The sequence below is a fragment of the Streptomyces sp. NPDC052773 genome, from assembly GCF_044547145.1.
Classification (GTDB): Bacteria; Actinomycetota; Actinomycetes; order Streptomycetales; family Streptomycetaceae; genus Streptomyces.
The window spans coordinates 173,725-185,181 of sequence record NZ_JBITZX010000013.1 but is presented as its reverse complement, the minus strand read 5'-3'; the positions used below and the strand labels follow the sequence as shown (position 1 = coordinate 185,181).

The following is an 11,457-nucleotide window of genomic DNA, read 5'->3' as shown; positions in this document are numbered from 1 at the left end:
CCCCCCGCGCGGCGCCCGCCCCCGCCCCCCCCCCCCGCCCGCCCCCCCGCGCCCCCCCCCCCGCGCCCCCCCCCCCCCCCCGCGCGGCGCCCGCCCCCGCCCCCCCCCCCCCCCCCCCCCCCCCCCCCCCCGGCTGTGCGCCCCCTGCCGAGTCGAGAACTCGTTCGATCTCGGCCAAGGAGTGCCGAGTCCGGGATGCGATGTCTCGACCCCCGCCGCACAGGGAAAAACGGGCAGTGAGGAGCCCGACCGAGGGGGACGACATGCTGAGGACTCCCGGCAACGACACACGGCTGCGCATCCTGGAATGGCTCAAGGAGCCGGCCGCCCACTTCCCACCGCACGATCCCACCGACCGCACCGCCGACGGCGTTCCCGCCGACGCCGTCGCCGCCAAACTCGGCGTGCCCCGCCCGGTCGCCGAGAGCCACCTCGCCCTCCTCGCCTCTCTCGGCCTCCTCCGCACCCACCACGTCGACGGCCGCGTCCACTACCGGCGCGACGACATGCGGATCGCGGAGGTCGCGCGGATCTTCGAGAAGGGGTGGTGAGGGCGGCCCCACCCGAGAGCGCGGAGCGTCCGTCCGCACCGCACCCGGCCCGAGGTGCCCGCCGCCGCGAGCCGGAGTTACGCTGCTGACCGCATGACAGCCCCCGACACCCACAGCGCGCCCCCGCACGCCACGCCGCCCGCACGACGCCCCGCCTGGCGCGCCCAGGCACCGGTCGTCGCCGTGGTCGCGGCCGGCGGCGGCATCGGGGCCGCCGCCCGCTACGCGGCGTCCCTGCTCTGGCCCGCCGCACCGGACGGCTTCCCCTGGGCGACCTTCTGGGTCAACGTCGCCGGCTGCGCGGTGATCGGCGTCTTCCTGGTCACCGTCACCGAGATCCGCCCCGCCCGCCCGCTGGTGCGCCCGTTCTTCGGCACCGGCGTGCTCGGCGGCTTCACCACCTTCTCGACGTACGCCGTCGACATCCAGCGGCTGATCGAGGCGGGCCGCCCCGCCACGGCGTTCGCCTACCTCGCCGCGACCCTCCTCGCGGCCCTCGCCGCCGTCTGGCTCGCGGCCTCGGCCACCCGGCGGCTCCTCACCCGGAGGCAGCGATGAACCCCGATACGGCGACGCCCCGGCCCACCGGCCCCGCCCTGCGCCTGACCGTCCTCGTCGGCGAGAACGACACCTGGCACCACCGGCCCCTCTACACGGAGATCGTGCACCGCGCGCACGCGGCGGGCCTCGCCGGTGCCAGCGTCTTCCGGGGGATCGAGGGCTTCGGCGCCTCCTCGGTCGTGCACACCTCCCGCCTGCTGTCGCTGAGCGAGAACCTGCCGGTCGCCGTCGTGATCGTGGACACCGAGGACCGCGTCCGGGCCTTCGTCCCGCGGCTGGCGGAGCTGGTCACCGACGGCCTGGTCACCCTCGACCCCTGCGAGATCGTCCGGCCCGCCGCCCGGGAGGAGGCCTCGTGAACTGGCTGCTGGTCGTCGTCGGCGGCATGATCGGCGCCCCGCTGCGCCATCTCACCGACCGCGCGGTGCAGTCCCGCCACGACTCGGTCTTCCCCTGGGGCACCTTCACGGTCAACGTCACCGGCTGCCTGGTCCTCGGCCTGCTGACCGGCGCCGCGATCGGCTCCCGCTGGGGACTCCTGCTCGGCACCGGCCTGTGCGGCGCCCTCACCACCTACTCGACCTTCTCCTACGAGACCCTGCGCCTCGCCGAGACCGGCGCCCGGCTGCACGCGGCGCTCAACGTGCTGGCGAGCGTGCTCGCCGGCCTCGCGGCGGCGTTCGCGGGCGTCGCACTGGCCCACGCCATGTGAAAGGGATCACATCACCCGTCCGGGTTCCTGAATCTTTCCTTTCACTTGCCTTGACAGCCCCCTCGCATTACCCGCAGGATCGACCACCGTGAACCTGTCAGACAGCCAGACAGGTGGTCCGGGCCCGCGGCGCGTCAGCGCCATGGAAGCGGTGCTCACCCACCTTCGCGGCGCGATCGAGCGCGGCGAGTACGCGATCGGCGACAAGCTGCCCTCCGAGGCGGAGCTGTGCCGCACCCTCGAGGTCTCCCGGCCCGTGCTGCGCGAGGCGCTGCGCGCCCTGCAGGCGCTCGGCCTGACCGTGGCCAAGACCGGCAAGGGCACCTTCGTGGTCGCCAACAGCGTCGAGGACCCCACCTTCGGCGACTACGCGGCCAGCGATCTGCTGGAGGTGCGCCGGCACGTCGAGATCCCGGTCGCCGGGTACGCGGCGCTGCGCCGCACCCCCGAGAACCTCGACCACCTGGCCCATCTGCTCGACCGCATGGAGCGGGAGACCGACACCACCGCGTGGGTCGCGATGGACACCCTCTTCCACCTGGCCGTGGCCGAGGCCGCCCAGAACCCGGTGTTCCGCCGGGTCATCGAGGAGATCCGGGACGCCCTCGCCCGCCAGTCCGCGTTCCTGAACGAACTCGGCGGCCGGCGCGAGCAGTCCAACCGCGAGCACCGGGCCATCGTCGAGGCGCTGATCGACGGTTCCGAGCACGACGCCGTCGAGGCGATGTCCCACCACCTCGACCGCGTCGAGACCACCCTCACCCACATCGTGCGCCCCGCGCGCACGGACACCCCCACGGAAGGCGGACCCGAGGCGTGAGCGAGCAGTCCCTGCACGAGGACGTGCAGACCGGGCACGGCGGCGGCGTGCAGAAACGTTCCGGCCATGTCGACGCCGGAGACGAGGGCTACAGCAAGTCCCTCAAGTCCCGGCACGTCAACATGATCGCCATCGGCGGCGCCATCGGCACCGGACTCTTCCTCGGCGCCGGCGGCCGGCTCGCCGACGCCGGCCCCTCCCTCTTCATCGCCTACGCGGTCTGCGGCGTCTTCGCCTTCCTCGTCGTGCGCGCCCTCGGCGAACTCGTGCTCTACCGGCCCTCCTCCGGCGCCTTCGTCTCGTACGCCCGCGAGTTCATGGGCGAGAAGGGCGCGTACACCGCGGGCTGGATGTACTTCCTCAACTGGGCCACCACCGGCATCGCCGACATCACCGCCGTGGCCACCTACACCCACTACTGGGGCATGTTCTCCGACATCCCGCAGTGGGTGCTGGCGCTGATCGCGCTCGCCGTCGTGCTCACCGTGAACCTGATCTCGGTGAAGATCTTCGGCGAACTGGAGTTCTGGTTCGCGATCGTCAAGGTCGGCGCGCTCGTCGTCTTCATGTGCATCGGCATCTTCCTGCTGGTCACCCAGCACCCCGTCGACGGCCACACCCCCGGCCCGTCGCTGATCACCGACAACGGGGGCGTCTTCCCCAACGGCCTGCTGCCCATGCTGCTGATCGTCCAGGGCGTCGTCTTCGCCTACGCCTCCGTCGAGCTGGTCGGCGTCGCCGCCGGCGAGACCGAGAACCCCGAGAAGATCATGCCGAAGGCGATCAACTCGATCATGTGGCGCGTCGGACTGTTCTACGTCGGCTCGGTCGTACTGCTGTCGATGCTGCTGCCCTGGTCGTCGTACAAGGCGGGCGAGAGCCCCTTCGTCACCGTGCTCTCCAACATCGGCGTGCCCGCCGCCGGCGGCATCATGAACCTCGTCGTGCTCACCGCCGCGATGTCCTCGCTCAACTCCGGCCTGTACTCCACCGGCCGCATCCTGCGCTCCATGGCGATGGCCGGTTCCGCCCCCAGGTTCACCAGCGTCATGAGCCGCAGCAAGGTCCCCTACGGCGGCATCCTGCTCACCAGCGGCTTCTGCGTCCTCGGCGTCGGCCTCAACTTCGTCGTCCCGGCCGAGGCGTTCGAGATCGTGCTGAACTTCGCCGCGATCGGCATCCTCGCCACCTGGGGCATGATCATGCTCTGCCACCTGCTGTTCTGGAAGAAGACCCAGCAGGGCGAGCTGGACCGCCCCGCCTACCGGCTCCCCGGATCCCCCTGGACCGAGATCGTGACGCTGGCCTTCCTCGCCTCCGTCCTGGTCCTCATGTACGCCGACGGCGGCGCCGGACGCACCACCGTGCTGTGCCTGCCGCTGATCGTCGCCGCCCTGGTCGCGGGCTGGTACGCCATCCGCGGCCGCATCGGGAACACCACCCCGCCCACCAAGGCCGACGCGTAACCCCGCCCGGCCGACACCCACCCACCGAAGAACCAGGCAGTGATGTACAGCAGTTCCGTCGCGGACGCACCCCTCGTCCGTGAACCCCTCCACGCCCCCGTCGCCCACCTCGTCCGCGGCGGGGTCGTCGAGGGCATCCACTACGGCTCCGCCGTCGTCCTCGACGCCGACGGCCGGGTCACCTTCCAGCTCGGCGACATCGAGGCGGCGTTCTACCCGCGCTCGGCGCTCAAGCCGGTCCAGGCCGTCGCCATGGTCCGCGCCGGGCTGCCGCTCGACGGGGAGCTGCTGTCCCTGGCCGCCGCCAGCCACTCCGGCGAGGAACGCCACCTCGCCGGTACCCGGCGGATCCTGGAGCTGGCCGGCCTCACCGAGGACGACTTGCGCAACACGCCCGACATGCCGTTCGACCCGGTCGTGCGGGACGCCTGGGTGCGCGAGGGACGGCCACCGTCCCGGCTCGCCCAGAACTGCTCAGGCAAGCACGCCGCCATGCTGTACGTCTGCCGCCTCAACGGCTGGTCCCTGGACGACTATCTCGACCCCGAGCACCCCCTCCAGCAGGCGATCGCCGAGATCGTCGAGGACCTGACCGGGCAGCGGGTCGCCGCGGTCACCGTCGACGGCTGCGGGGCGCCGCTGTTCTCCGTCTCCCTGCACGGTCTCGCGCGCGCCGTCGCCCGGATCACCACCGCGGCGCCGGGCACGCCGGAGGCGCGGGTCGCCGACGCGATGCGTCTGCACGCCGAGATGGCCTCCGGGGCCGGGCGGGACGTGGCCGCGCTGATGCGGGCCGTGCCGGGGCTGCTCGCCAAGGACGGCTTCGAGGGCGTACAGGTCGCCGCCCTGCCCGACGGTCGTGCGATCGCCGTGAAGATCGCGGACGGTGCGAACCGGGCGCGGATTCCCGTCGCCGCGGCGGCGCTTGCTCGCGCGGGCGTGGACCCGGCACTGCTGACCGGGTTCGCCGGGGAGCCGTTGCTCGGTGGCGGGGAGCCGGTGGGGTCTGTGCGGGTGGTTCGGGCGCTGGACCCGGTGTCCGTGTAGGCGCCGAGTCCGAGGGGGGCTGCGGGCCGTCGGCGGTCTGCGGGTCGTTTCGTGGCCGGTCGCGCAGTTCCCCGCGCCCCTGAGGTAGTTCACCTTCACCCTTCTCAGAAAGAAGACCTTTTCGATGAACGCCGTCGCCACCCGTCGTGAGCACGATCTGCTCGGGGACCGGGACGTTCCCGCCGACGTCTACTGGGGTGTGCACACGCTGCGCGCCACGGAGAACTTCGCCATCACCGGCACGCCGATCTCGGCCTATCCGCACCTGATCACCGCCCTGGCCGCCGTGAAGGAGGCCGCCGCGCTCGCCAACGAGGAGCTCGGGCTGCTGGACCCGGATAAGGCCGCCGCGATCGTCGCCGCGTGCCGGGAGATCCGGGCCGGTGAACTGCACGACCAGTTCGTGGTGGACGTGGTGCAGGGCGGCGCCGGGACCTCGACCAACATGAACGCCAACGAGGTCGTCGCCAACCGGGCGCTGGAACTGCTGGGCCACGAGAAGGGGCAGTACCGGTACCTGCACCCCAACGAGGACGTCAATCTGGGGCAGTCGACGAACGACGTCTATCCGACCGCCGTGAAGATCGCGACGGTGTTCGCGGTGCGCGGGCTGCTCAAGGCCATGTCGGTGCTCCAGGACGCCTTCGCGCGCAAGGCCGTGGAGTTCCGCGACGTGCTGAAGATGGGACGCACCCAGCTCCAGGACGCCGTACCGATGACGCTGGGCCAGGAGTTCTCGGCGTACGCCGTCATGCTCGACGAGGACCGCAGCCGGCTCGCCGAGGCCGTCGAGCTGATCCACGAGATCAACCTGGGCGCGACCGCCATCGGCACCGGACTCAACGCGCCCCGCGGTTACGCGGAGGCGGCCCGCCGCCATCTGTCCGAGATCACGGGGCTGCCCCTGGTCACCGCCGCCAACCTGGTCGAGGCCACCCAGGACTGCGGCGCGTTCGTGCAGATGTCGGGTGTGCTGAAGCGGATCGCCGTCAAGCTCTCCAAGAGCTGCAACGACCTGCGGCTGCTGTCCTCCGGGCCGCGCGCGGGCCTCGGCGAGATCAACCTGCCGCCCGTGCAGGCCGGTTCGTCCATCATGCCCGGCAAGGTCAACCCGGTGATCCCCGAGGTCGTCAACCAGGTCGCCTTCGAGGTCATCGGAAACGACGTCGCCATCACCATGGCCGCCGAGGCCGGTCAGCTGCAGCTGAACGCCTTCGAGCCGATCATCCTGCACTCCCTCTCGGAGTCCATCACCCACCTGCGCAACGCCTGCGTCACCCTCGCCGAGCGGTGCGTGGCCGGCATCACCGCCAACACCGAGGTGCTGCGGGCGAGCGTCGAGAACTCCATCGGCCTGGTCACCGCCCTGAACCCGCACATCGGGTACACGGCCGCCACCGACATCGCCAAGGAGGCCCTGGCCACCGGCCGGGGCGTGGCCGAACTGGTCCTGGAGAAGGGCCTGTTGCCACAGGAGAAGCTGGCCGCCCTGCTGCGGCCCGAGGTCGTCGCGGGCAACGGCTCGCCCGTCGTCTGACCCGCGTTCTCCCCGGAGGACCCGCCGATGCGCACCTGGAACGGCCCGGAGGCACAATGGTGATCATGACGTCGTCGATGACCTTCCAGCCGGTCCTGGAGCGCATCGCCGAGGAGATCGAGCGCACGCCCGGCCGCGGCCGGCCCGCCGACTACATCCCGGCGCTCGCCGCCCGCGACCCGCGCCGCTTCGGCATGGCCGTCGCCGAGCTGGACGGCACGGTGTACGGCGTGGGGGACTGGCGCGAGCCGTTCTCCACCCAGTCCGTCACCAAGGTCTTCACCCTCGCCCTCGACCTGGCCCGCGAGGGCGACGAACTCTGGGAGTACGTGGGCCGCGAGCCCTCCGGCAACCCGTTCAACTCCCTGGTCCAGCTGGAGTACGAGAACGGCATCCCGCGCAACCCGTTCATCAACGCGGGCGCCCTCGTCGTCACCGACCGCCTGCACACCCGTACCGGCGACGCGACGGGCACCCTCCTGGACTTCCTGCGCGCCGAGTCCGGCAACCCGGAGCTGTCCTACGACGAGGAGGTCGCCGCCTCCGAGGCCGCGCACGGCGACCGCAACGCGGCCCTCGCCCACTTCATGGCGTCGTACGGCAACATCGACAACCCGGTGCCGGAGCTGCTGGAGCAGTACTTCCGGCAGTGCTCCCTGCGGGCGTCCTGCGCCGACCTGGCCCGCGCGACCGCCTTCCTCGCCCGGCACGGGGTGCGCGCCGACGGCTCCCGGCTGCTCACCCGCAGCCAGGCCAAGCAGGTCAACGCGATCATGGTGACCTGCGGCACGTACGACGCGGCGGGCGACTTCGCCTACCGCGTGGGCCTGCCCGGCAAGAGCGGCGTGGGCGGCGGCATCATCGCGGTCGTCCCCGGCCGCTGCACCCTGTGCGTGTGGAGCCCGGGCCTGGACGAGCGCGGCAACTCGGTGGCGGGCGTGGCGGCCCTGGACCGCTTCACGACGCTCACCGGCCTGTCGGTGTTCTGAGCGCCGCACCCGGACAGCGCCCCGCACGGTGACGGGCACCCACCGGTAACGCACCGGCTGACCCCCGGAGACCCCCGTGTCGCCCGCAGGCCACCCCGCGTTGTCACGCTGCCCCGGTGTTGGCCATGGCTTCCTCCGTCGATCTCCGCCACTGCCGGATGCTCGGGCTGGCCGGGACCGCCGTCCTCGCCCTGGGCGGTGAGACGGCCGGAGCCCTGCCCGTCCGCGAGCTGCCGTCGCCCGCGTCCCCCGGCGCGGCCCTCGGCCTGGTCGGGGTGTACTTCGGGGTCGTCCTGCTGATCGCCGCCTGGGCGCTGCTCGGCCGCCTCCTGCGCGGAACCCAGCCGCCCACCGAGCGCGCCCTGTTGCTCGTCCTCGCCCTCTGGGCGGCGCCGCTGCTGCTGGCCCCGCCGCTGTTCAGCCGGGACGTCTACAGCTATCTCGCACAGGGCGCCATGGTCGACGCCGGGATCGACGTGTACACCCACGGCCCGTCCGCGCTCGGCGGCCCGCCGGCCGACGAGGTCGCCCCGCTGTGGCGGCACACCGCCGCGCCGTACGGGCCGGTGTTCCTGGCCGTCGCAGCCGCGCTGTCCGGACCGGCCGGCGGTGAACTCCCCACCGGGCTGCTCGGGATGCGGCTGGTCGCCCTGCTCGGGGTCGCCCTGATGGCGGCGGCGCTGCCCCGGCTCGCCCGGCACAGCGGCGCCGATCCGGCCGCCGCGCTGTGGCTGGGCGCGCTCAACCCGCTGGTGCTGCTGCACCTCGTGGCCGGCGCCCACAACGACGCCATGATGCTGGGCCTGCTCGGCGTGGGCCTGGTCGCCGCACTCGGACGCCGGCCGGTCCTCGGAGCCGTCCTCGTCACGCTCGCCGCGCTGGTCAAGGCGCCCGCGGTACTGGGCCTGGCCGCCGTCGCCGTGCTCGCGGCGCGCGCCGGACACCGTCCGGTCCGGGCCGTGCTGACCACCGGCCTCACCGCCGCCGCCACCACGATCGCCGCGACCGTCGTCGCGGGCACCGGCTACGGCTGGATCGCCGCCCTCCACACCCCCGTCTCCCCGCACAACTGGGCACTCACCAGCCTGCTCGGCCGCGCCACCGCCGCCCTGCTGGACCACCTCGGCAGCGATCTCGCTCCGCTCGCCGTCCCCGCCTGGCACACCCTCGGCCTCGCCCTCACCGCGGCCGTCCTGTGCCTCGTCTGGCTGCGGCTGCGCCCGCGCCCGGTGTACGCGCTCGGCCTCAGCCTCGCCGCGGTGGCCGCGTTCGGCCCGGCGATCCGCCCCTGGTACGCGCTGTGGGGCCTGTTCCTCATCGCCGCCGCGGCCCCCAGCGCCTCCGTACGCCACCGGGTCGCCGCCGTGACCGCGCTGCTCGCCCTCGCCGTGCTGCCGAGCGGCGGCCCCGCCGACCCCGGCCGGCTGCTGCTGGCCGGCTGCGGCGGTGCCCTCGCGGTGGTCGTCCTGTGGCAGGCTCACCAGGCGGTGCGGGCCCCGGCCCTGGGGCGCACGGCGTGAACCCGCCCCGCACGGACCGCGCCCGGCTGCTGTTCGTCCTGGCCCTCGCGACCGCCGTGACCGTCTTCACCGCGACCGTGCCGCTGCTGCGGGACTGGTTCGACCTGCGCGTCTACCACGGGGCCGTCCACCACTGGACCGACGGGGGCCGTCTCTACGACTACCGGGTGCCGGGCACACCGTACGGCTTCACCTACCCGCCCTTCGCGGCCGTCGCCATGCTGCCGCTCGCCCTGGTCGGAATGGGCACCGCCGTGGTGATCGCCCTGCTGGTGAACCTGACCGCCCTCGCCGTGTGCCTGCGCCTGCTGACCGGGACGGCGTGGCGGCGCTACGGCTGGTACGGCTGCGCCCTGGCCGCCTGCGCGCTCGCGCTGTACGAGCCGGTCCGCGACACCGTCAGCTTCGGCCAGGTCAACCTGGTGCTGCTGGCGCTGGTGCTGGGCGACGCCCGGCTGCTGGCCACGGGCCGGGGGCGCCTCGCGGGCGCCGGCATCGGACTCGCCGCGGCGGTCAAGCTGACACCGGCGCTCTTCATCGGCCTGCTGCTGCTCGCCCGCCGCGGCCGGGCCGCCGCGCTGGCAACGGGGGTCGCCGCCGGGGCGACCGCGTGCGCGGCGTGGGTGGCGCCCGACGCGTCACGGTTCTACTGGACGCGGGCGCTGTGGGACACCGGCCGGGTGGGCCGGCTCGACTATGTCTCCAACCAGTCGGTGCAGGGCGTTCTGGCCCGCCTCGGCCTGACCGGCCACGCCGTGTGGGCGGTGGCCGTGCTGCTGATCCTCGGCGTGTGGGCGTGGCGATCCCGCCGGGCGGTCGCGGCGGGGGACTGGCCCGCCGCGTTCGCGCTGACCGGGCTGACGGCCTGTCTGGTCAGCCCGGTCACCTGGGTCCACCATCTCGTGTGGCTGCTCCCGGCGTTCGCCGGGCTGGTGCGCGCCGGACGGACCCGCTGGGCGGGCGCCCTGTACGCGGTGCTGTGCACCAGCGTGGTGTGGCTGTGGGTCGACGACACCTCCGGCGTCGACGGCTTCCTCGGCGGCAACGCCTACACCTGGATCACCCTCGGCCTGCTGCTGTGGCTGCCCGCCGGTCACTCCTCGGGCATCCGGCCGAACAGGAGCCGCAGCGCCAGCGCGACCGCCCCGGCCCCCAGCACCGCGGCGGCCGTGATCGCCGCCCCGTCGGCCCAGCCCGGCCCGGTGTCGGCGGGAACGGCCGCCGCGGCGGGTACGACGTCCGGACCCGGCCTCGGCCGGGTCCGCAGGGCGTCCAGCGACCCCACGGGCTCCACCCGGCCGGCGGCCTCGAACCCCCAGTCGAGCAGCGAGCGGGCCTCCTCGTAGACGGCGAACCCGTCGCCCTCCTGCGGGTTCATCACCGTCACCACGAGGGTCCGCCCGCCCTTGCGGGCCGCGGCGACCAGGGTGTGGCCCGCGTTGCTGGTGTAGCCGTTCTTGACGCCGATCAGCCCCGGGTACCGCTCCACCCCGTCCGCGCCGGTCAGCAGCCGGTTGGTGTTGCGGATCTCGAAGGCCCAGCCGCCGCGCCCGGGGAAACGGGCCTCCACGGTCCCGCAGTACCGCGCGAAGTCGGGGTTGCGCAGCCCGGCCCGGCCGAACACCGCCAGGTCGTACGCCGAGGACACCTGGCCCGGCGCGTCGTAGCCGTCCGGGGACAGCACGCGCGTGTCCAGCGCGCCCAGTGCACGCGCCTTCGCCTGCATGCGGTGCGCGGTCGTCCGCCAGCCCCCGTTGAGCGCGGCCAGCACCCGCACCGCGTCGTTGCCGGAGCTGAGGAAGACCCCACGCCACAGATCGGCGACCCGGTAGGTGTGGCCCTCGGAGACCCCGACCAGGCTGCTGCCCGGCCCGACCCCCTTCAGCTCGTCCGGCTCGACCCGGTGCCGGACGCCGCCGGGCAGCACCGGCAGCACGGTCAGCGCGAACAGCGTCTTCAGGGTGCTCGCGGGCGGCAGCTTGCGGTGCGCGTCGTGCGCGGCCAGCACCTCGCCGGTACGGGCGTCCGCCACCAGCCAGGACCGCGCGGAGACGTCCGGGACCGTGGGCGCCCCCGCGCGCGGCCGGACATGGGTGCCGGGCCGGTACAGGAGCGCGGGCCGCGGGGCCGCCCGCGGCCCGCCCGGCGCGCCGGGGTCGCCGCCGGCCGGGGCGGCCACCGCGGCGGACGCGAGAGCCAGCATGCCCGCCAGACAGAAACCGCAGGTCGACACGGTCAGCCTGGATGAGAATCC

Annotated in this window: 11 protein-coding genes and 1 pseudogene; 11 read left to right on the top strand and 1 reads right to left on the bottom strand. The window is 73.6% G+C overall.

Going from position 1 to position 11,457, the window contains the following annotated elements; all coding sequences use genetic code 11:
- The first annotated feature begins 263 nt into the window (after window positions 1–263).
- The 11 genes from ACIG0D_RS26720 (at window position 264) to ACIG0D_RS26670 (ending at window position 10,549) form a co-directional block, all read left to right on the top strand.
- Window positions 264–551 carry an ArsR family transcriptional regulator gene (locus ACIG0D_RS26720; protein ID WP_399805645.1) on the top strand — a complete coding sequence of 96 codons (288 nt, stop codon included), beginning with the start codon at window positions 264–266 and terminating at the stop codon, window positions 549–551.
- A 93-nt stretch (window positions 552–644) separates the two neighbouring features.
- Window positions 645–1,109 (top strand): fluoride efflux transporter CrcB, encoded by a 465-nt coding sequence (crcB, locus tag ACIG0D_RS26715; RefSeq protein ID WP_399805643.1) that lies wholly within the window; start codon window positions 645–647, stop codon window positions 1,107–1,109.
- The gene (locus ACIG0D_RS26710; protein ID WP_399805641.1) at window positions 1,106–1,471 is read left to right on the top strand and encodes a DUF190 domain-containing protein; all 366 of its coding nucleotides are present in this window, start codon (window positions 1,106–1,108) and stop codon (window positions 1,469–1,471) included. Before crcB (ACIG0D_RS26715) ends, ACIG0D_RS26710 begins: the two co-directional genes overlap by 4 nt.
- On the top strand, window positions 1,468–1,824 hold the full coding sequence (gene crcB, locus ACIG0D_RS26705) for a fluoride efflux transporter CrcB (RefSeq protein WP_399805638.1): 357 nt from the start codon (window positions 1,468–1,470) through the stop codon (window positions 1,822–1,824). The genes ACIG0D_RS26710 and crcB (ACIG0D_RS26705) overlap by 4 nt, the downstream gene beginning before the upstream one ends.
- Window positions 1,825–1,966: 142 nt before the next feature.
- Window positions 1,967–2,644, top strand: a complete 678-nt coding sequence (locus ACIG0D_RS26700) for a FadR/GntR family transcriptional regulator (protein WP_399805715.1) — start codon at window positions 1,967–1,969, stop codon at window positions 2,642–2,644.
- Entirely contained in the window at window positions 2,641–4,110 is a 1,470-nt protein-coding gene (locus tag ACIG0D_RS26695; RefSeq protein WP_399805636.1) for an amino acid permease, read from the top strand. Before ACIG0D_RS26700 ends, ACIG0D_RS26695 begins: the two co-directional genes overlap by 4 nt.
- A 42-nt stretch (window positions 4,111–4,152) precedes the next feature.
- The gene (locus ACIG0D_RS26690; protein WP_399805634.1) at window positions 4,153–5,157 is read left to right on the top strand and encodes an asparaginase; all 1,005 of its coding nucleotides are present in this window, start codon (window positions 4,153–4,155) and stop codon (window positions 5,155–5,157) included.
- Window positions 5,158–5,281: 124 nt separating this feature from the next.
- Window positions 5,282–6,694, top strand: coding sequence for an aspartate ammonia-lyase (aspA, locus tag ACIG0D_RS26685; RefSeq protein WP_399805633.1), 1,413 nt, complete (start codon window positions 5,282–5,284; stop codon window positions 6,692–6,694).
- 56 nt (window positions 6,695–6,750) lie between these two features.
- A complete protein-coding gene (locus ACIG0D_RS26680; RefSeq protein WP_399805631.1) occupies window positions 6,751–7,683 on the top strand; it encodes a glutaminase in 933 nt (310 codons plus the stop codon).
- A gap of 125 nt (window positions 7,684–7,808) precedes the next feature.
- Window positions 7,809–9,203, top strand: a complete 1,395-nt coding sequence (mptB, locus tag ACIG0D_RS26675) for a polyprenol phosphomannose-dependent alpha 1,6 mannosyltransferase MptB (protein ID WP_399805629.1) — start codon at window positions 7,809–7,811, stop codon at window positions 9,201–9,203.
- Window positions 9,200–10,549 (top strand): glycosyltransferase 87 family protein, encoded by a 1,350-nt coding sequence (locus ACIG0D_RS26670; RefSeq protein WP_399805627.1) that lies wholly within the window; start codon window positions 9,200–9,202, stop codon window positions 10,547–10,549. The genes mptB and ACIG0D_RS26670 overlap by 4 nt, the downstream gene beginning before the upstream one ends.
- A 35-nt stretch (window positions 10,550–10,584) precedes the next feature.
- Here ACIG0D_RS26670 and ACIG0D_RS26665 read toward each other — a convergent pair.
- Window positions 10,585–11,406: pseudogene (locus ACIG0D_RS26665) on the bottom strand (D-alanyl-D-alanine carboxypeptidase family protein); the annotation flags it as partial.
- Window positions 11,407–11,457: the final 51 nt, after the last annotated feature.